Below are 19385 nucleotides of genomic sequence, written 5' to 3' on the forward strand. Positions count from 1 at the left end.
ACAACTACATAAACATGCAAGTGTTTTCAAATAATCAGAAAAAACCCACTTAAAACACTTACAAAGAGACGATTAAACCAAAGTGCTTTTTCAAACTTTAACACAATACTATTCTTAGATTTTAAACAATTCGTTAGGCATTAGCCATAAAAAAACCTCGAAATCACTTTCGAGGTCTTAAAATTTGCTATAAATTAAAAATTAATTCTGCTTATAAGGAAAGGTTTTATCCAAATGAATTCTTTTTCTACCTGACTCTGTATAATCTGCATCTATGTATTTTCTCGAATTCGTATACGATTCTGGCTTGGTAGGATCTGCAAGCGCTCCTCTTGGCCTTCTCGGAATACCCCTTGGTTCAGTTTCATCTACATTAGGAGTTAATGGATTATCTACAACCGGCTCCCAAGGGTAATATTTACTTACACCATAATTAATACCATTTACAATACCAATTTCTCCTGCAGGCTTTGTAATTTCAAATCGGGTTGAAAAACCATCTCCATCATCATCAAAGTCAAGAAAATCAGAAATCCCGTCACCATCGGTATCATACACTTTATCATTTTTTGGCGGATTGGGATACTTAGTCTTATTCAGGCTATAATCATACAAGTAACCATCTCCATTAAGATCTTCCAGATAATCCGGAACCCCGTCTCCTACAAAAACCAGACCCGTTGAAGAAAGAGTATACTCATTATCCATTCTTTGAAGATCGAAAAGCTTAAAACTAAACACTAAGGGAGAATAGGCCGGAACACTATTATCTGGAGGACTTCCAAAATACCCTAATCCTGACGGCAAAAACATAACCCCTGCGCCATAACCACTATAAGTAATAACCCCATTATTATCCGTGCTTGAGGTACCGGTCTTAAACTTCGGAAAAATCTCCGACCACCCTTCAATTACAGTTCTCTCAACTGCATATGGAAACAAATTAAAATATTTCGGGAAATTATTCGAAGTATCAAACAACGTATTATTCAACAAAGTCCCAGTATAAGAACATACAATTTTATCCGTATTGGTGGGAGCACTACCAGTTCCTTTTCTTAAAGTTAAATAATAAACTTTATAGTTGACATCATTACTATATACGTTTCTTGTCTCTAAAAGATATGTCTTTTGATCCCAAATAGAAACATTTCCATCACCTGCGACTATTTTTTTAATCACCACATCCTGATCTTGAGGAGTTCCCGGGCTATTGATAACAGTTATATAATTTGTCTTTAAATATTTCTCAATAGAATCATTATCAGCTTTATATTGCGTAGCATAATCTCTTAATGGCACAGTCACCACCTCATCATCATCCTTTTTACTACAAGAAACCAACGAAACACCCGCAAGCAATAAAATAAAATAATATTTAAATTTATTCATTATTGTTAATTTTTTAGGTGCGCAAGATACAATATTGATTTATTTTTGTAAAGATTTTAACTTTGATTTTAGAAAAATTATGAGAATAGACAAATACCTCTGGTGCGTGCGATATTATAAGACCCGAAACATGGTTACGGAAGCCTGCAAAAAAAACCATATCACTGTAAATGGACAAGTTGCAAAGCCATCCAAAGAGGTTTTTCCTACTGACAGAATTACCTTTAGAAAAGATCAGATCACACAAATTATAACCGTACTCGACATTCCTGAAAGCCGTGTAGGAGCAAAACTGGTTGACATCTACCGAAAAAACGAAACTCCCCCTGAAGCTTATGCACACCTGGAATTGCTAAAACTATCCAAAGAGCATTATCGCAAAAGCGGAACCGGAAGACCTACCAAAAAAGACCGTCGGGATATTGATGAATACGGCAATGAGATTTTTGACGAGGAAGAAGAAGTTTAAATTCAAATTTCTAAAATTCAAATTCCAAAATTTATGTCTGCAAAAACTTTAAACAGGTAAAATACTAAAAATCAAACCTCAACACTATGATTTCAAAATCCCTTCCCCAACATTGGAATTCGGGATTTAAAAAATTAAAAATTCCATTATCAAAATTGGAATTTGAGTTTTTTATATTGAAATTTAAATTTAGTTATATTAGCAAAAAATTAAATCATGAGCAAAAACATCATCTTAACCAATCAGGAAATCGAACACAAAATAAAACGTATCGCTTATCAGATATATGAAACTTTTGTAGATGAAGACGAAGTTGTAATCGCCGGAATAGCTTCAAACGGCTCTGTTTTTGCTCAAAAGCTCGCTTCGGCCCTAGCCAGTATTTCAACGCTTAGAGTTTCGCTTTGCGAAGTTAAGGTCAACAAACAAAATCCACAGTTCCCTATCACTACATCATTAGCTAAAGAAGAGTACGAGAACAAAGGCCTGGTATTGGTTGATGACGTCTTAAATTCAGGTACTACATTAATATATGCTGTTCGTCATTTCTTAGATGTTCCACTTAAGAAATTCAAAACAGCAGTACTGGTAGACAGAAATCACAAAAAGTATCCTGTAAAAGCCGATTTTAAAGGAATTTCCTTGTCTACTTCTTTATTAGAACATGTACAGGTCGTTTTTGATGAAAACGGCGACAACTATGCTTTCTTAAGCTAAAATCGCTAAAATATCCTGAACCGTTTCTTCGACAGTTTTATCATCAACCGTAACTTTATATTGCGCATGGTTATAATAAAAGCTTCTGTCGAATAAATGTTTCGCGATAAATTCTTTCATTTCCTCTTCATTCATATCAGCGATTAACGGTCGTTTGCTTTTATTATGAATCAATCTTCCATATAAAGTTTCTATCGAAGCCTTTAAATATATCGAAACAACACCCTCTCCTTTTAACAATTCATGATTATTGGCATAACACGGTGTCCCTCCACCTAAACCAATTATACTATTCTCTGAAGATTGGAGCAATTCTACAAACATTTCGTGCTCTAATTTTCTAAAATAGATCTCTCCATGCTGCTCGAAAATCTCATTTATTGATAAATTGACTCTATTTTCGATACATTTGTCTAAATCCAGAAACGGAATATTTGTAATTTTCGACATATTTTGGGCAATCGTTGACTTCCCGCAACCCATATATCCTAACAATATGATTTTTTTCATTTTAATAATACCTTATAAACTAAGAGGTTGTAAATTTTGATTAAAAAAAGACAAATTTATAATAAATAAGCTTGGAAATAATAAAAAAAACTTCTTATATTTGCACCCGCGTTCAAGAAGCGAATATGACTCGATAGCTCAGTTGGTAGAGCACATCACTTTTAATGATGGGGTCCTGGGTTCGAGCCCCAGTCGGGTCACAAACTGTGATTCACAATATAAGTTTCTTGATAGCATTGACTCGATAGCTCAGTTGGTAGAGCACATCACTTTTAATGATGGGGTCCTGGGTTCGAGCCCCAGTCGGGTCACAAAGGTCGAGTATTAATTTACTTGACCTTTTTTAATTTTTGGCCACGTGGAGAAACGGTAGACTTGCCATCTTGAGGGGGTGGTGCTCGTAAGGGCGTGTGGGTTCAAATCCCACCGTGGTCACTAAAAAAGGTAAAATACGCAAAACGTACTTTACCTTTTTTTTTTGCTTACACCCTCCATTTCAACGTATTAATTCTTTACTTAAATTTAACTTAAAAGAAGGTTGGATATATCAAAAATAACTTCTTATATTTGCACCCGCGTTCAAGGAAAGAATATGACTCGATAGCTCAGTTGGTAGAGCACATCACTTTTAATGATGGGGTCCTGGGTTCGAGCCCCAGTCGGGTCACAAAATTTGTGATTTAACAAAATACTTTTCTTGATAGCATTGACTCGATAGCTCAGTTGGTAGAGCACATCACTTTTAATGATGGGGTCCTGGGTTCGAGCCCCAGTCGGGTCACAAAAGGTCAGATATTTATTTATCTGGCCTTTTTTTATTTCCTGTCCAGTCATGAAATAACACAACCATTCTCTATTAAAAACTCAAACTAACATAAAAGACAAATTTTTCCCGTCTCTAAATCCTAATCTTTAAAAATTGCTTTTCAGGCCCTTTTTTCTACAGGTAATATGAGAACGCTTAAATATGACCCGATTGGAAATCCATAAGAGCACCTTACACTGCAAAAAAAGCAACATTTTTATATTTTACCATCATTTCGATTCCATACTTCAAATGTTGCTTTTATTAAATTTTTAAATTTTAGTATCACAGCATAGAAACCAAAATCTTTCGTTCTCCCTGAAAAGGCTCCCTGCCATGAGCTGTTAAAACATTATCAAGAACAAGCAAATCTCCTTTGTTCCAAGTAAAATAAACACTATGTTTTCTTGTAACTTCTCTTATTTCATCGAGATACTCCAACGGAATAAAACTTCCATCACCAAAACATGCATATTGAGGCATACTCAATACATCATCCTCATAGCAATCCATCAAAGCTTCGTATATTTGCGGCGGATTAGTTGAAGGATGAAACTGATCCGCCTGATTGAACCAAACCCACTCGGAAGAAACATCATGTTGAACTATCGCCTGTCTATTTTCAATTAGCTGCAAGCTATTATTACTACGCCATTTTATATCAATTTGATTTAATCTGCAATGTTCTTCGACCTCATATTTATTATCTGTTTCAAAAGTCTTCTGCCAGGAAACACCGGCACCGGCACCACCATTAAGATTTCTGATGTACCGAACACCCTTAGTTTTAAATTCGTTTAACAATTCCTCCGAAAGATCATTATATATCTTTCTACTATCAGCAATGACCGTACTCCCTCCAGTATGTGAAGGAACAGAACAGCAAAAAAATATAAACTTAGGCCAGCTACTTGCATAAGAAAGCTCATTGTGGAGAGAAATGAATAAATTTGGCGGATACTCAGTTGATGTATATACTTTATTATGCAGTTTGGTTCTTGGAGAGTTTCCACCAACATAATCCAGGCCATTCCCAGGAAAACTGGAAGTACACTCCTCCAAAGAAATTTCATTATCAACATCAAATCCTCTAAACAAAATTGCCCCATTGGTATGAGTAAATTTTATTATGACATCCATTTCTTCTTTAATAATTTCCTGAAGACTTCTTTTATCATCTTCTTTTTTATACCATATAAATGGCATATTCTCTTCTTTCTCTGACAACATTTAATATATTTATTTAGTTAAAAAACAACAATTTACTCCTGTCTTAGCATACCTTTTTACTTAGTTCTTTTTCAAGAACCACTTAAGTATTATTCCTTCCTTAGATCTGTAATTTAAAAGAGAAAAAAAAGCATATTTTATTTTAAAGAAAAAACGTAAGAATAAACATTCTATAACTCAAATATAAAAGAATAATCAACATTAAAGAATAATCCTGCAAAATATTCACTCGTTACTTTCTTAAGCATGCAGTCCTTCGGAGAACAAAAAAGCAATACACCATTAATTATCAGTATTTTACAAAACAAAAAAATCATCCCTGAAAACTAAAAAATAGCTCAAAGCACCGTACATAAATTCATTAAAACGATACCTCATTAAAACAATGTCCATTTTTCACCAAATACTATCTTCTACAATAATTTTAGATATCTTTGAATATTGAACGCCTTAGCTGACTCAAAACATATCAACCAAATTAATACGCTGAATAAGAAAACTTAGAAATACGAAACTTGTCATTGCAATAGAAATAAGACCAATTCTGCAATGAAACAAAACAATGAAAAATAGCTTTTAAAACTCCCTTACCAACAATAAGCCCAATCATTTTCCGTTCGACAATCTAATGAAATTCTACTTTTCGCTACTTCTTATTTTTGTTCTCCCGTATTTTTGCATTGCGCAGATCGACACGACGTACATCAAGCCTTTTGAAAACAAAGCTTCCATACGAACCTATTTGTCGATGAAATTCATTTCATTACAACAGGAAACAGATGGAGACATTAAAAAATTTATGCCCAACACCCCCATGAGTTTCGGTCTTGGTCTCTCTATAAAAAACACCATAATTGATTTTAGTTACGGACAAGGCCTAAGCTTCCTGAAAGACAAGGAAAAAGGAAAAACCAAAGCACTCGATTTTCAAATCCATAATTACGGACGAAAGTTCATTATTGACCTTTTCATTCAAAAATATCATGGGTTCTACACTGCCGACGATGCCGACAAAAACATACAATTATTCCCTGATCTAAAAATTCAACAATATGGAGCCTTTGGACAGTATGTCTTTAATAACAAAAAATTCTCCTACAAAGCTGCTTTCGTACAAAACGAAAGGCAATTAAAATCTGCAGGAAGCTTTCTGCTTGGCGGAGGCGTTTATTTTTCAAAAATAGGTTCCGACAGTTCTTTTGTATACAAATCCAGAAACTCATTGCGCAATTTTCAATTTGGTATCAGCGGAGGCTATGCTTATACCTGGGCGATCAGCAAAAGATGGTTTACGAGCGGATCGGCAACAATAGGCGCCAATATTGGTAGTGAAAGAATAAACGATTTTGGCAAACAAAGAATCGAAGTTTACCCAACATTTTTCCCCAGAGTTGCTTTTGGATACAACAAAGAGAGATGGTCTCTCGGGTTATCCTATATCAATAATGCTACCTTCTCCTCTTTCTCTGACGACAATAAAAATAACATCGGTTTATCTTCGGGGAATTTCCAGATTAGCGCAATCTGGCGATTAAACACCAATCCTTTTTCAAGTAGAGAAAAATCAGAATAAAACCCAGCATTCTTCGTCTGAAGCTAAAAAACGAACTCCAACCTGAAACTCCAATTTATCAAAAAAGGCCTGGTGTCTATTTACGATTGATCAAAAATTCTGCTACAGCCTCATAAGCAGGCAAAGAATAAGGATCATTTGCAGCATTACCAGCAACTGGGTTAGATGCAAAACGCACAATAACCATATCAGCTTTCGGATCGATGTAAATGACTTGTCCATGTACACCACGCGCACAAAACGCTCCATGTGCATTATGAGTAATCCACCACATATTTCTATAACTCCATCCTTTTAAGAGAGAATATCCAGCTTTAGTAAATGCTTGTTTATTACCGCCTTTCTTAATGTCGTCGATTGCCGCTTTAGGAATAATCTGTTGCTTGCCTACTTTGCCATTGTTTAGAATTAACTGACCAAAACGTGCCATGTCTCTCAAACCAAGATTAAAACCACCTCCGGCAAAAGGTGTCCCAATCACATCAACAGAAAAATAACCATCTTGCTCCGCTCCTATTTTTCTCCATATTTTTTCAGAGAGCACCTCAGCCACTGTTTTTCCGGTAACTCTGGAAATTATCCATCCCAAAACATCCGAATTAACGGTTTTATACCCAAAGCTCTCTCCATGAACTCCTTTTTTCTTAACCGTTGGCAAATATTCATAATATGTTTTTGGCCCTGTATAATCCTTAGGTTTTGGCAATGGATTTCCAGCTGCCGAAAACTTCCATATTTCGGCACTAGGATCAGCATAGTCTTCGCTAAACTGTAGAGCAGTTGTCATGTCCATAATTTCTCTCACAGAAGCATCACCAAACGCCGATTCTTTAAGTTCGGGAATGTAATAGGAAACCGTTTTTGTTGTATCGATCAAGCCTTCTTTTGCCAATATAATACCAAGTGTACCGGTAAACGATTTTGTAACCGACATCGCTGCATGTTGTCCGTCTACCGCTAAGGCTCCAAAGTACTTTTCGTATACAACTTTCCCATGATGCATCACAATCACACCATCCGCATAGACTTTTTGCATAGATACTTCCCAGGTCATCGCTTTTGTTTCCCCCAGAGGAACAAACTTAATCTTGTCAATATCTTTATTGCTGTTTTTTGTTAGTGGTACTGCCGTACCCAATCCACGCGAAACATTTACTGTTGGCATAAACTGGCGCATATGAGCCACGCTCCATCGAAGAGCCGGAAACTGAAAAAAACTTCCATCCTCAAATCGCGGAATCTTATTATCCGGCGGAGGAGAACCTTTCATCCATCCCATCATTATTGGATCACTCTGTGCAGCATCCAAATACATTGTTTTTTCCTGTGCAGCGGTGCTGTTACTCCAAAAAAGCATCAAACTAAATAAAAACGGAGGCAAAAAAAAGACTTGTTTCATGTTATTCTAAATTAATTAAGGAACAGTAAAAAACAGGAAAACATAACGACATATGCTAAGTTAAGAACTTAATTTCAAACACCTTATGAATCCTATCAAATTTCTACCTCTAACAAGTGTATAAAACCTCTAGATTTAGCAAAAAAATAATGAATATTTCATAAACGAACTTCTCTTACAAAACAAAAACTTCACTAAATTCGTTTCCGAATTATTAACCTACTAACCTAATCCCAAATTGGTTTATGAAAAAATTTCTATTATTATCATTTCTGATGATCACTTGCTCGACCTGGGCACAATCCGCAACCGGCTATTTTGACAAAGCCATAAAAAAGGCCGAAGCCGGTAATACCAAAGGAGCAATTGCCGATTACACAAAAGCCATCAGTATGAATTCAAAATTTGTCGAAGCTTATCAAAATCGTGGTGTTGCAAAGCTAAAGCTCAACGATCTCAAAGGAGCTCTGGCTGATTTTAGCAAAACCATCGACCTGGATAGTATGAATGCCGATGCTTTTACCGGAAGAGCCAACGTGAACTATAAATTAATGAATTTTAAAGAGGCTGTTGCAGACTGTACCTCATCTCTAGGGTTGAACCCTAAAGATTATATCGCTTACAATCTGAGAGCTTTGGCTTATAACAAAATGGGCGACCAAAAAAATGCCTGCAAAGATTTCACAAAAGCAATCGAATTAGGCAGCCAAAGCGCTATCAAAAACAAAGCAACTTTTTGTAAATAGAGAGTAATCTTAAAACAATAAACACCAAAGCAATCTGTAGAAATTATATTTACAGATTGCTTTTTCTTTACAGCCCATTTTCTGGTCTGAAAGATATTTTTACTTTTGTTACTTAAACCAAACAGCAATGGCACTTCTCAAAAAAATAAACCAAAAAGCACAAACCGACATCAATTCTGGTTTTGGGTCGAATGCAAACAGCTACGGAGGTCGTTTTGTAAACAAAAATGGAACTCCAAATGTCGAAAAAAGGGGGATGCACCTGCTTCGTCGTATTAGCTGGTACCACACCATGATCGACATGCCAAACTGGAAATTCATGTTTATTTTGTTTGCTTTTTACATTGGAATCAATTTTCTTTTTGCAATTGCCTATTATGCGATCGGAATTGAACATCTTGACGGAATCAAACAGTCTGAAAGTGTACTGACTCAGTTTGGACAAGCTTACTTTTTTAGCGCGCAGACTTTTACTACTGTGGGTTACGGACACATTAGCCCTACCGGATTTTTAACGAGTGCTCTTTCTTCCGCCGAAGCCCTGATTGGGTTACTGAGCTTCGCAATAGCAACGGGCTTATTTTTTGGAAGATTTAGTAAACCAACCGCTTTTTTAAAATTTGCCGACCATGCCTTAATTTCTCCTTATGGCGACAAAAAAGGTCTAATGATACGCCTTGTTCCTTTTAAAAACACCAATTTTACAGATGCAAAAGCCAAAATGACTCTAGGATTAAACCTGGAAGAAAACGGTATAAAAACCAACAAATTTTATAGCTTAGATCTGGAACTTGAACATATAAATGCACTTTCATTAAGCTGGACTCTCGTGCATCCCATAACCGAAAACAGTCCTTTGTACAATTTTACTAAGGAAGATTTTAAAAAAACACATGGTGAAATATTGGTTTTCATTACCACTTTTGACGATATGTACAGTAATACTGTTGCTGCAAGAACTTCCTATACTTTTGATGAACTAATTTATGGGGCCAAATTTGAAACCATGTACAACAGAAGTAAAGATGGTTCCAGAACCATCCTTCATTTAGACAAATTAAACGATTACCAATCGGTAAACCTCTAGCAATCTATGATTTCACTCAAGTTATAAAGGTAATTTGAGATTTTATTCTATTTTTGTTCAATAAATAGCCAATAATGATAAACAACATTAAAACTGTTTTCAGCATAAAAGATCTTGAAAACTTATCCGGGATAAAAGCGCATACCATTCGTATCTGGGAAAAAAGATACAATATCTTAGAACCCATGCGTACTGACACCAATATCAGGCTTTATAATTTACAAAATCTGCAAAAACTCTTAAACATAACATTATTACACGAATACGGCTATAAAATATCCAAAATAGCGACCTATCCGGAAGAAAAAATCCCGCAACTGGTTCGCGAAATTATCTCGAAGAAAAACTCACAGAATTATGCCATTACTTCTTTTAAAATGGCAATGATGAATTTTGATCAGGAAATCTTCTTCAATACTTTTGACTGGCTTATTTCCGAAAAATCATTTCGGGAAGTTTTCAAAGACCATTTTCTTCCTTTACTAAAAGAATTGGGATTATTATGGCAATCCGAAACCATAACTCCGGCCAATGAGCATTTCATGAGTCACCTCATCAAGCAGAAAATCTTAATTTATACCGAGAGCCTTCAAATTCTAAAACCAACTAAAACCAACAGAATTTTTGTACTCTCGCTCCCTCTAAATGAAATTCATAAAATAGGGTTGCTCTATCTGCAATATGAAATTTTACTAAATGGATACAAAACCATCTATTTAGGCGAAAGTATGCCTATCGAAAACCTGCAGGATTTAACCAAACATTTCGAAAACATTACATTTGTATCTTTCATGACTATTCAGCCAGATCGCAACGTAATCAATCAATACGTAAAATCGATGGGGCAAAAACTACTTCAGAAAAACAATGAAATCTGGCTTATGGGTAATATGGTAGAACATATCGATCAGAAAGTTTTATCCGAAAGAATACGAGTTTTCGATTCAATGGAAGAAACTATCAGCATGCTGTAATATTTTTGTTTAAAGTTTTTGTATATTTGTTAAACAAATGAAAAAAACAATAGCAATAATAGGATCAGGCTTCTCTTCTCTAGCTGCTGCATGTTACCTCGCACAACAAGGTAATACGGTAACTATTTATGAAAAAAATGAGACTATTGGAGGCAGAGCCAGACAATATAAAAAAGACGGCTTTACTTTCGACATGGGACCAAGCTGGTATTGGATGCCGGATGTTTTCGAACGTTTCTTTCTGGATTTCAATAAAAAAACGTCTGATTATTACGAACTCATAAAACTCAATCCAGCTTACAGAGTCTATTTTGGTCTAAATGATTTCATTAGCATCTCTGATAATTTAGACGAAATAAAAAACACCTTCGAGCAAATCGAAACCGGAAGCGGTAAAAAACTAGAAAATTTCATTCGTCAGGCACAAAGCAATTATGATATTGCCATTAAGAATTTAGTGTATCGTCCCGGAGTCTCAGCACTCGAATTAATTACACTCGAGACTACTTTAAAACTAAATCAGTTTTTAAGTACTGTAAGTACCGACATCCGAAAGCAATTCAAGAACGAAAAACTAATACAAATTCTGGAATTTCCTGTTTTGTTTTTAGGTGCGAAGCCTACAAAAACACCTTCTTTTTACAATTTTATGAATTATGCCGATTTTGGTTTAGGAACTTGGCACCCAAAAACCGGAATGTACGATGTCGTACACGGAATCGAAAAACTGGCATTACAATTAGGAGTCACCATTAAAACCAATGTCGCGATTGAAAAGATTGTGGTAAAAGACAAAACTGCAACAGCGCTTTTAATTAATGGAAAAACGATAGAAGCGGATGTTATTTTAAGCGGCGCCGACTATCACCATACCGAAACTTTACTGGATACTGAACATCGCGCTTATTCGGAAAAATATTGGGAGAGTCGCACTTTTGCTCCCTCTTCGCTTTTATTTTTTGTGGGATTCAATAAAAAAATAGAAAACGTCACACATCACTCTTTGTTTTTTGATGTTGACTTTAACCAACATGCCATTGATATCTACGACGAACCGAAATGGCCTGACGAACCACTATTTTATGCCAACTTCCCTTCTAAAACAGATCCGTCTGCTGCGCCACAAGGAATGGAAAGCGGTTTTTTCCTCATTCCGTTAGCACCTGGAATACAAGATAATGAAGTACTTCGTGAAACGTATTTTGAAAAAATAATTTCCAGATTTGAACAATTGACCAATCAACAAATAAAAAATAACATTATATTTAAGAGATCTTTTTGTAAGAATGATTTTGTTGAAGATTACAATGCCTATAAAGGAAATGCCTACGGAATGGCTAATACATTATTACAAACCGCTTTTCTAAGGCCAAAACTAAAAAGTAAAAAAGTTCGTAATTTATATTTCACCGGACAGTTAACTGTTCCCGGACCAGGTGTTCCGCCTGCTTTAATTTCAGGAAAACTAGTAGCTGACCTAATTCAAAAATCTTTTAGATCTTAACCAATGAAATCACTATTCGACACTGTTTCTTTCAAATGCAGTAAACTGGTTACCCAAAGTTACAGTACCTCATTTTCACTGGCAGTTAAAATGCTGTCGCCCGGTATTCGTGATGCGATTTACAGCATTTATGGATTTGTACGTTTTGCTGATGAAATTGTCGATTCTTTTCATGGCTTTGAAAAAGAAAATCTCATCTCTGATTTCGAAAAAGAATATTATAAAGCGATGCAAACAGGGATCAGTCTTAACCCTATTCTCAACTCTTTTCAGCATACCGTAAAACAATACAATATCACTGACGATCTAATTCAGGCATTTTTAAAAAGCATGAAATTAGATCTTATCAAATCAAGTTATCCTACTCAAACCGAATATGAAGAATATATTTATGGCTCAGCCGATGTGGTAGGTTTAATGTGTCTGAAAGTTTTTGTAAAAGGAAACGAACATAAATACGAGCAACTCAAAAATGAAGCAACACGACTGGGATCAGCCTTTCAGAAGGTTAATTTCCTAAGAGATTTGAAAGAAGATAATTTGGTTCTAAATCGAAATTACTTCCCGGGTGTAGATTTAAATTCTTTTGATGAAGAAGCGAAAACCACCATCATAGCCGAAATTGAAGAAGATTTCAGAATCGCATATCAAGGTATCATAAAACTGCCTATCGAAGCCAAATTCGGTGTTTATACTGCCTATATTTACTACAGGAAACTGCTTCAAAAGCTTAAAAACACGCCTTATTATGAGATTGGAAATTCGAGAATCAGAGTATCTAACTATACGAAAGCCGGCCTTTTAGCACAATCGTTTGTAACGTATAAATTAAAATTAGTTTAAAATCAATTTCGAACACATAGAAACTATACAAAATGATTTCTTTTCTGATCTTTTTAGGTGTCTTTTTATTCATGGAATGTGTGACCTGGCTTACACATAAATTCGTCATGCATGGGTTTATGTGGTATTTTCACGCCGATCATCATCAGCCTAAATACGAACACCCTTTTGAACGCAATGATATCTTTTTTGTCATTTTTGCTATTCCGAGTATCGTCTTGTTTTATTTTGGTGTTCAGGGCGGATTCAACTATTTATTTTTCATTGCCTGCGGGGTAACACTCTATGGCGCCTGTTATTTTTTAATTCACGATGTCCTTATACACCAGCGTTTTAAATGGTTTAAAAACACCAAAAACAAATACTTGATTGGCTTAAGAAAAGCACATAAAATGCATCACAAGCACCTAGGCAAAGAGGACGGAGAATGTTTCGGAATGTTGTTTGTTCCTTTTAAATATTATAAAATTTAAATTGATTTTATGAGAGTATACAAAATAGAAACCGTACAGCATGTAAACGCTACTGTTGAAGAATGTTGGGATTTTTTTTCAAGTCCGAAAAATCTCCAAACGATAACACTCGATAATATGAGTTTCGAAATTCAGGATTTTGACAACAAACGCATGTATCCCGGACAAATTATCACCTATACTTTAAAACCTCTTTTGGGCATTAAAATTAACTGGATGACAATCATCACTGTTTCAAAGGAAAACCAATATTTTGTCGACGAACAGCGATTTGGCCCTTACGCTTTATGGCATCACAAACACTTTTTCGAGCCCACAGCAACCGGAACAAAAATGATTGATGTGGTGCATTACGCTTTACCATTAGGGTATCTGGGTAGGATCATGAACAGTCTTATTGTTAAAAATAAACTCAAAACGATTTTTGATTATCGCTACAATAAAATTGAAGAGCTATTCAATTCAAAAGCTTAAATCAGTATAAATCTTTTAGCTGAGATAAAAAATCTAGCAGAACATCATACAATGACAAAACAAAAAGTTTCCTTTTTCTGGTTCCGACGCGACTTGCGATTAGAAGACAATACCGGATTATTTCATGCCCTGCAATCGGATTTTCCAGTAATTCCGCTTTTCATTTTTGATGATGAAATTCTGGAAAACCTTCCCAAAAATGATGCACGCGTTCAGTTTATTTTTGAGTCACTTCAAAAAATAAACGAACAACTAAAAGCAATTGATTCCTCCATTCTCATTAAAAAAGGAACTACAAGTAAGGTTTGGGAATCACTTATAACTGAATTTGACATTCAGCACGTTTTTTTCAATAAAGATTACGAGCCTTTTGCCATCCTACGTGATACCTCTATTCAGCAATTGTTAACGCAAAATAATGTGGCAGCTCACTCCTTTAAAGATCATGTAATTTTTGAAGAGAAAGAAATCACAAAGGCCGACGGACTTCCGTACACCATTTATACGCCTTATAAAAACAAGTGGCTTGAAAAATACCATCTTTTAGGACAGGCGCCTGAGTTTGACACAAAACCCTGGTACGGAAACTTCAGCAAAAATCAGTTTACCTTTCTGGAACTAGCCGAAATTGGTTTTGAAAAAAGTATTATAAAAGTGCTTCCTCCCGATTTAAGCCAAATTTCTAATTATAAAGAAACACGTGATTTTCCGGCTGAGGACAGTACTTCTTATCTTTCACCGCATTTGCGTTTTGGAACGGTTAGTATTCGCAAACTCGTAAATTGGGCCAATCGAAAAAACCAAACCTTTTTAAGCGAGCTGATTTGGAGAGAATTCTTCATCCAGATTTTATTTAGCTTCCCAAATGTTGTGAACCACAATTTTAAATCGGCTTACGACGGCATTCAATGGCGTAATAATGAAGAAGATTTTAAACGCTGGTGTTCCGGAACTACGGGTTACCCAATGGTTGATGCCGGAATGCGTCAGCTAAACGAAACGGGCTATATGCACAATCGGGTTCGCATGGTGGTAGCCAGTTTTTTATGTAAACATTTGCTCATTAACTGGCAATGGGGTGAAGCTTATTTTGCCGAAAAATTATTAGATTTCGAATTGGCTTCCAATGTAGGCAACTGGCAGTGGGCAGCAGGAACAGGTTGTGATGCTGCACCTTATTTCAGAGTTTTCAATCCCGAGATTCAACAAAAGAAGTTTGACGAGAAAGGAATCTACATACGTACATGGATTCCGGAATTCGATTTAGGATATAACGAACCTATGGTGGATCATGCTTTTGCACGGGATCGGGCGATCGAAACTTATAAAAAGGGAATTTTGAGATAGCTTTTTTTTGTTTCAGGTTTCAGTTTTTTTGTAACGTGAAACTTGAAACCTGAAACAAACCTTTTTTAATACTTCACATAATTCTCTACAACAATCTTCGCTTTCAAATCAAACATCAGATTGTACAAACCAAAGAAAGTTCTGTTCATGTAGATAAAATGTTTGGAACCGCGGTTTCCGTTCATTTTTTTAAGATTGGTATCGTTGGTAAATCGCTCCCCTAATTTGGCAATATTTTCAAAGAAAGTCTCATCGGCAAAATCAAAAGTCTCGTCCTGAAAAGGTTTGGTAAAAAGGGACAACAGGTCATGAAACATTTCTGTAAAATATTCAATCTCTGACGCAGAATCATCGGGACGAAGGATTTCCAATTCGAATAATTTTTGATTGAAAAGCTTTTCGTCTGTGATTACATTTTTATTAATTAGTTCAAAGTATGGCACATAAAAATCATCCGGAATTTGCTTCATACAACCAAAATCGAGCGCAATTAGCTGGTTATTGTCATCCACCAGAAAATTTCCGGGATGCGGATCGGCATGCACTTTTCTTAAAACATGAATTTGATACATATAAAAATCCCAAAGCGCCTGACCTATTTTGTCTCCCACTTTCTGATCTGTATTTTTAGCAGTGAACTCTGAAAGATGTATTCCGCTCATCCAATCCATCGTGATGATTTTCTCCGAAGAGAACTCAGGATAATAATCAGGAAATAGTATGTTTTCGATTTTACTACAAGCTTCTACCACTTCTTTACTCTGTTGGAGTTCCAGCAAATAATTGGTTTCTTCAATCAGCTTGTCTTCAACTTCTTTAAAATATTTATCAGAATCTTTTCCTTGTAAATTAAACATTCTAATCGCGATAGGCTTTACCAAAGCCAAATCAGAGGAAATGCTATTGGCAACACCCGGATACTGAATTTTAACTGCGAGTTTTTTACCATCTTTAACCGCCAAATGCACCTGACCAATACTGGCAGCATTGACAGAATTAGCATTGAACTCATCAAAAATCTCGTAGGGTGTTTTTCCAAAATTGGTTTTAAAAGTTTTCAAAACCAAAGGGGCTGATAACGGCGGAACAGAAAATTGAGATAACGAAAATTTCTCTACATAGGCCTGGGGCAAAAAATTCTTGTCCATGCTCAGCATTTGAGCGACTTTAAGTGCGCTTCCTTTCAGGCTTTTGAGGCCGTCATAAATATCTTCTGCATTATTTTCATTCAATTTATCACGGGTCAAATCTGAGTTCACCATTTTCTCAGCATAATGCCTGATGTAATTTACTCCAATCTTTGCCCCGGTTTGCACTAATTTACTGGCTCTTTCTATTTTTGAGGTCGGTATATAATCGATCGTTTTCATTACTTGCTGTATATTTTCTCTTTAAACAGAAATTTTCCAAAATCTATTAAATGGTTCATTGGAGCAACATTCATCAGTTCAAAAGAGGCATTAACTGATTTCTCAATAAAAATATCAGTTTTCTCAAATGCCGCAGACGAATCCTCTATCCAAAATTTTATGGTCATCATCAATTGCAACCAAGCCGATTCCTGAAGGGCTTTTTCCTGAAATTTTTGAAATTTTTCCTGTTCAAGTCGGTAATCATCGGTCAATATTTCCGATACATATTCTTTGAACGCCTCACGAAGCGAAGTCAATTGTACTAAATTTTTAAGTGGATTCCTGTCAGTTTTCAGAGCTTGCAGGACATAGCTTCTGTTGGCCGTTAAAATCTCAAAAAAAGTAAAGTAAAAACTCAGCATTTTATTTTTCATGTCATACTCCTGATAGTCCGTATTTTTATGCAACAAATCAATCGTATTCGCAAAAAACAATCTAAATATCTCTTTTTCTAAACCTTCTAATGTTCCAAAAAAAGCATAAAACTCAGCTTCCGTAAAATCATTTTCTTTTGCAAAATGATACACCGATTTTGGTTTCTGCCCCTTTTCTAAAACTTCATCCATATATTTTGAAACGATATCTTCTCTTGTAATAGTCTTATTTTTAGTCGCCATTTCATTAAAATTTAGAATTTGCCTTAAAGGTAAGGAATGTTTAAGTACCTTTACTTTGCCTTAAACAAAATGCACTGTTAAATATATTATAAACTATCATGGCAAAGAATGTTTTACTAACCGGAGGCACTGGATTTGTTGGAAAACAACTAACCGATCTACTCATTGACAGTGGTTTTACGGTATCGATTTTGAGTCGTACTGCCCGAGAAAACACCTCATTAATCACCTATTATAAATGGAATTTAAAAAGTGATTATATCAACGAAGAAGCTATTCTTCAGGCTGATTACATCATTCATTTAGCAGGTGAAGGAATCGTTGAAAAAAGATGGACCAAAAGACGTAAAAAAGTCATTTTAGAGAGTCGTGTACAACCCATCGATCTGATTTTTTCAATCTTAAAGAGAAACAATAAAGTGCTGGATGCTTTTATCTCGGCTTCGGCCGTTGGAATTTACGGAGCCGTTACCAGTTCTACTATTTGTACAGAGGATAGCCCTCCCGCAAATGATTTCTTAGGCCTAACCTGTGTTAAATGGGAACAGGCAGTAGATAAAATTAATGCTTTAGGTATCCGAACTGCTAAACTAAGAACCGGAATTGTTTTGGGAAGAAATGAAGGCTTTCTAAAAAAACTTGGGCCTAATTTCAAAAATGGTTTTGGTGTAGTGCTGGGCACCGGAAAACAATACCTTCCCTGGATTCATATTGAAGACTTATGTCAGGTTTATTTAAAAGCGCTTACAGACGAAAATATAAAAGGTCCGTATAATGCCTGCATCACAGACAATACTACGAACCTTAGTTTTTCAAAATCACTTGCCAATTTATACGGTTATAAAATCTGGCTCCCAAAAGTACCTGCCTTTATTCTTAAAATTATTTTAGGCGAAATGAGCGAAGCTGTCCTGAAAGGGCAACGGGTTTCATCTGAAAAAATACAAAAAACGGGATTCGAATTTCAGTTTACCGATTTAGAAAGCGCGCTGGTTAGCTGCCTGAATTAGGCTTTACTTTAAAGTTAAATACATTGGATCTCCACCTCTGACCACTCCGATTAATTCGGTATTCACTGTTTTAGAAATCTTAGCTGCTATTCTGCTCGGAATTTCTATATTAAAATCAGAGATTAAAATAGGGAAATCTGAAACAATCTGGATTCCGTCTCCCACTTTTTTAATCAATGCGTTTACCATAATCTCTTTCGATTTTCCCCGTAGTACCAGCTTGCCTTTGATTTGATATTCTTTTTCGATTTCGTCTATATCTTTTAGATCAAATTTTTCAATTTTCCCTTTAAAAACAGCTTTTGGGTAACGATGACTCTCCATATAGTTTTCGTTAAAATGTTCCTGCATCAGGTCTAATTTAAATCGAAAATCTTTAACAACAACGGTACAAATAAATGTACTTGTTCGAGGCTCCACAACAATTGTGACCTGTCTGTTTACCGCTTTTACATCTTCAAAAAAGGGCACCGAAGCTTCAAAATTTATGCTTGCGGTACTGGTAAAAAGTTTATCCTGGGCAATAACGGAATAAGCAATAAACAGTAAAACTAATAATGTAATTTTTTTCATAATCGTTAAGAATTAAACAATTATGTCATTCGATTTTTTCTTATTTTAAGAAGAGAAATAACTGGACTTAATATGAGCTTAAAAAAAATAGAATGGCAGTACTCCGTGAAAAAACAGTAACCCAATCATTTATACTTAAAGTTACGATTTTTTCGGCAGTACGGTTGCCGATTTTTACTAAATATTTGTGAATGTTTCACTTACCCAAAAGAACTCCTGAAGGGCTACCG

At 35.5% G+C, this 19385-nt stretch carries 19 protein-coding genes and 5 tRNA genes; 17 read left to right on the forward strand and 7 right to left on the reverse strand.

Features of this window, described 5'->3' with window-relative positions; genetic code table 11:
* Positions 1-201: 201 nt before the first annotated feature.
* Positions 202-1392, reverse strand: a complete 1191-nt coding sequence (locus OGZ34_RS00260) for an FKBP-type peptidyl-prolyl cis-trans isomerase (protein ID WP_263361813.1) — start codon at positions 1390-1392, stop codon at positions 202-204.
* Positions 1393-1471: 79 nt separating this feature from the next.
* On the opposite strand from OGZ34_RS00260, the gene OGZ34_RS00265 reads away from it, so the two are divergent.
* Positions 1472-1861, forward strand: a complete 390-nt coding sequence (locus tag OGZ34_RS00265; protein WP_173967599.1) for an RNA-binding S4 domain-containing protein — start codon at positions 1472-1474, stop codon at positions 1859-1861.
* Positions 1862-2077: 216 nt separating this feature from the next.
* Positions 2078-2578 carry a phosphoribosyltransferase domain-containing protein gene (locus OGZ34_RS00270; protein WP_263361814.1) on the forward strand — a complete coding sequence of 167 codons (501 nt, stop codon included), beginning with the start codon at positions 2078-2080 and terminating at the stop codon, positions 2576-2578.
* Here the strand turns inward: OGZ34_RS00270 and OGZ34_RS00275 are convergent.
* The gene (locus OGZ34_RS00275; RefSeq protein ID WP_173967597.1) at positions 2570-3088 is read right to left on the reverse strand and encodes a shikimate kinase; all 519 of its coding nucleotides are present in this window, start codon (positions 3086-3088) and stop codon (positions 2570-2572) included. The two genes, OGZ34_RS00270 and OGZ34_RS00275, sit on opposite strands and share 9 nt — an antisense overlap.
* A gap of 127 nt (positions 3089-3215) precedes the next feature.
* Between OGZ34_RS00275 and OGZ34_RS00280 the strand changes: the two genes are divergently transcribed.
* The 5 genes from OGZ34_RS00280 (at position 3216) to OGZ34_RS00300 (ending at position 3869) form a co-directional block, all read left to right on the forward strand.
* Positions 3216-3288, forward strand: a tRNA-Lys gene (locus OGZ34_RS00280).
* A 38-nt stretch (positions 3289-3326) separates the two neighbouring features.
* Positions 3327-3399, forward strand: a tRNA-Lys gene (locus tag OGZ34_RS00285).
* 41 nt (positions 3400-3440) lie between these two features.
* A tRNA-Leu gene (locus OGZ34_RS00290) sits at positions 3441-3523 on the forward strand.
* A gap of 159 nt (positions 3524-3682) precedes the next feature.
* Positions 3683-3755, forward strand: a tRNA-Lys gene (locus tag OGZ34_RS00295).
* 41 nt (positions 3756-3796) lie between these two features.
* A tRNA-Lys gene (locus tag OGZ34_RS00300) sits at positions 3797-3869 on the forward strand.
* Positions 3870-4178: 309 nt separating this feature from the next.
* On the opposite strand, the gene OGZ34_RS00305 is transcribed toward OGZ34_RS00300, so the two are convergent.
* Entirely contained in the window at positions 4179-5123 is a 945-nt protein-coding gene (locus OGZ34_RS00305; RefSeq protein WP_263361816.1) for a TauD/TfdA family dioxygenase, read from the reverse strand.
* A 628-nt stretch (positions 5124-5751) separates the two neighbouring features.
* Here OGZ34_RS00305 and OGZ34_RS00310 point away from each other — a divergent pair.
* Entirely contained in the window at positions 5752-6696 is a 945-nt protein-coding gene (locus tag OGZ34_RS00310; protein WP_396192661.1) for a DUF4421 family protein, read from the forward strand.
* Between the two features lie 76 nt (positions 6697-6772).
* On the opposite strand, the gene OGZ34_RS00315 is transcribed toward OGZ34_RS00310, so the two are convergent.
* Positions 6773-8095, reverse strand: coding sequence for a serine hydrolase domain-containing protein (locus OGZ34_RS00315; RefSeq protein ID WP_263361818.1), 1323 nt, complete (start codon positions 8093-8095; stop codon positions 6773-6775).
* Between the two features lie 245 nt (positions 8096-8340).
* Here OGZ34_RS00315 and OGZ34_RS00320 point away from each other — a divergent pair, with 245 nt between their 5' ends.
* The 8 genes from OGZ34_RS00320 (at position 8341) to OGZ34_RS00355 (ending at position 15543) form a co-directional block, all read left to right on the forward strand.
* Positions 8341-8841 (forward strand): tetratricopeptide repeat protein, encoded by a 501-nt coding sequence (locus OGZ34_RS00320; RefSeq protein ID WP_246253266.1) that lies wholly within the window; start codon positions 8341-8343, stop codon positions 8839-8841.
* 127 nt (positions 8842-8968) lie between these two features.
* Positions 8969-9928: an ion channel gene (locus OGZ34_RS00325; protein ID WP_263361819.1), complete on the forward strand. Its 960-nt coding sequence runs from the start codon at positions 8969-8971 to the stop codon at positions 9926-9928.
* A 74-nt stretch (positions 9929-10002) separates the two neighbouring features.
* The gene (locus OGZ34_RS00330) at positions 10003-10902 is read left to right on the forward strand and encodes a MerR family transcriptional regulator (protein ID WP_173967592.1); all 900 of its coding nucleotides are present in this window, start codon (positions 10003-10005) and stop codon (positions 10900-10902) included.
* Between the two features lie 37 nt (positions 10903-10939).
* The gene (locus tag OGZ34_RS00335; RefSeq protein WP_263361820.1) at positions 10940-12406 is read left to right on the forward strand and encodes a phytoene desaturase family protein; all 1467 of its coding nucleotides are present in this window, start codon (positions 10940-10942) and stop codon (positions 12404-12406) included.
* 3 nt (positions 12407-12409) lie between these two features.
* Complete coding sequence (locus OGZ34_RS00340; protein WP_263361821.1) at positions 12410-13249, forward strand: phytoene/squalene synthase family protein; 840 nt, start codon at positions 12410-12412, stop codon at positions 13247-13249.
* Between the two features lie 32 nt (positions 13250-13281).
* The gene (locus OGZ34_RS00345) at positions 13282-13722 is read left to right on the forward strand and encodes a sterol desaturase family protein (protein ID WP_263361822.1); all 441 of its coding nucleotides are present in this window, start codon (positions 13282-13284) and stop codon (positions 13720-13722) included.
* A gap of 9 nt (positions 13723-13731) precedes the next feature.
* Positions 13732-14196 carry an SRPBCC family protein gene (locus OGZ34_RS00350; protein ID WP_263361823.1) on the forward strand — a complete coding sequence of 155 codons (465 nt, stop codon included), beginning with the start codon at positions 13732-13734 and terminating at the stop codon, positions 14194-14196.
* Positions 14197-14247: 51 nt separating this feature from the next.
* Positions 14248-15543 carry a cryptochrome/photolyase family protein gene (locus OGZ34_RS00355; RefSeq protein WP_263361824.1) on the forward strand — a complete coding sequence of 432 codons (1296 nt, stop codon included), beginning with the start codon at positions 14248-14250 and terminating at the stop codon, positions 15541-15543.
* A gap of 65 nt (positions 15544-15608) precedes the next feature.
* Here OGZ34_RS00355 and OGZ34_RS00360 read toward each other — a convergent pair whose 3' ends face one another.
* Both OGZ34_RS00360 and OGZ34_RS00365 read right to left on the reverse strand, forming a co-directional pair.
* On the reverse strand, positions 15609-16913 hold the full coding sequence (locus tag OGZ34_RS00360) for an ABC1 kinase family protein (protein WP_263361825.1): 1305 nt from the start codon (positions 16911-16913) through the stop codon (positions 15609-15611).
* Complete coding sequence (locus tag OGZ34_RS00365) at positions 16913-17572, reverse strand: TetR family transcriptional regulator C-terminal domain-containing protein (protein WP_263361826.1); 660 nt, start codon at positions 17570-17572, stop codon at positions 16913-16915. Before OGZ34_RS00365 ends, OGZ34_RS00360 begins: the two co-directional genes overlap by 1 nt.
* A 98-nt stretch (positions 17573-17670) precedes the next feature.
* Here OGZ34_RS00365 and OGZ34_RS00370 point away from each other — a divergent pair, with 98 nt between their 5' ends.
* On the forward strand, positions 17671-18582 hold the full coding sequence (locus OGZ34_RS00370; protein WP_263361827.1) for a TIGR01777 family oxidoreductase: 912 nt from the start codon (positions 17671-17673) through the stop codon (positions 18580-18582).
* 3 nt (positions 18583-18585) lie between these two features.
* Here the strand turns inward: OGZ34_RS00370 and OGZ34_RS00375 are convergent, their stop codons facing one another.
* Positions 18586-19155 carry a YceI family protein gene (locus tag OGZ34_RS00375; RefSeq protein ID WP_173967584.1) on the reverse strand — a complete coding sequence of 190 codons (570 nt, stop codon included), beginning with the start codon at positions 19153-19155 and terminating at the stop codon, positions 18586-18588.
* Positions 19156-19385 lie beyond the last annotated feature (230 nt).

Origin of the sequence: Flavobacterium collinsii, assembly GCF_946903285.1 — a bacterium.
In the GTDB taxonomy this organism is placed as follows: Bacteria; Bacteroidota; Bacteroidia; order Flavobacteriales; family Flavobacteriaceae; genus Flavobacterium; species Flavobacterium collinsii.

Coding starts and splice junctions, on each gene's coding strand:
- OGZ34_RS00260 (WP_263361813.1), bottom strand. CDS start 1,392: ATGAATAAATTTAAATATTATTTTATTTTATTGCTTGCGGGTGTTTCG.
- OGZ34_RS00265 (WP_173967599.1), top strand. CDS start 1,472: ATGAGAATAGACAAATACCTCTGGTGCGTGCGATATTATAAGACCCGA.
- OGZ34_RS00270 (WP_263361814.1), top strand. CDS start 2,078: ATGAGCAAAAACATCATCTTAACCAATCAGGAAATCGAACACAAAATA.
- OGZ34_RS00275 (WP_173967597.1), bottom strand. CDS start 3,088: ATGAAAAAAATCATATTGTTAGGATATATGGGTTGCGGGAAGTCAACG.
- OGZ34_RS00305 (WP_263361816.1), bottom strand. CDS start 5,123: ATGTTGTCAGAGAAAGAAGAGAATATGCCATTTATATGGTATAAAAAA.
- OGZ34_RS00310 (WP_396192661.1), top strand. CDS start 5,752: ATGAAATTCTACTTTTCGCTACTTCTTATTTTTGTTCTCCCGTATTTT.
- OGZ34_RS00315 (WP_263361818.1), bottom strand. CDS start 8,095: ATGAAACAAGTCTTTTTTTTGCCTCCGTTTTTATTTAGTTTGATGCTT.
- OGZ34_RS00320 (WP_246253266.1), top strand. CDS start 8,341: ATGAAAAAATTTCTATTATTATCATTTCTGATGATCACTTGCTCGACC.
- OGZ34_RS00325 (WP_263361819.1), top strand. CDS start 8,969: ATGGCACTTCTCAAAAAAATAAACCAAAAAGCACAAACCGACATCAAT.
- OGZ34_RS00330 (WP_173967592.1), top strand. CDS start 10,003: ATGATAAACAACATTAAAACTGTTTTCAGCATAAAAGATCTTGAAAAC.
- OGZ34_RS00335 (WP_263361820.1), top strand. CDS start 10,940: ATGAAAAAAACAATAGCAATAATAGGATCAGGCTTCTCTTCTCTAGCT.
- OGZ34_RS00340 (WP_263361821.1), top strand. CDS start 12,410: ATGAAATCACTATTCGACACTGTTTCTTTCAAATGCAGTAAACTGGTT.
- OGZ34_RS00345 (WP_263361822.1), top strand. CDS start 13,282: ATGATTTCTTTTCTGATCTTTTTAGGTGTCTTTTTATTCATGGAATGT.
- OGZ34_RS00350 (WP_263361823.1), top strand. CDS start 13,732: ATGAGAGTATACAAAATAGAAACCGTACAGCATGTAAACGCTACTGTT.
- OGZ34_RS00355 (WP_263361824.1), top strand. CDS start 14,248: ATGACAAAACAAAAAGTTTCCTTTTTCTGGTTCCGACGCGACTTGCGA.
- OGZ34_RS00360 (WP_263361825.1), bottom strand. CDS start 16,913: ATGAAAACGATCGATTATATACCGACCTCAAAAATAGAAAGAGCCAGT.
- OGZ34_RS00365 (WP_263361826.1), bottom strand. CDS start 17,572: ATGGCGACTAAAAATAAGACTATTACAAGAGAAGATATCGTTTCAAAA.
- OGZ34_RS00370 (WP_263361827.1), top strand. CDS start 17,671: ATGGCAAAGAATGTTTTACTAACCGGAGGCACTGGATTTGTTGGAAAA.
- OGZ34_RS00375 (WP_173967584.1), bottom strand. CDS start 19,155: ATGAAAAAAATTACATTATTAGTTTTACTGTTTATTGCTTATTCCGTT.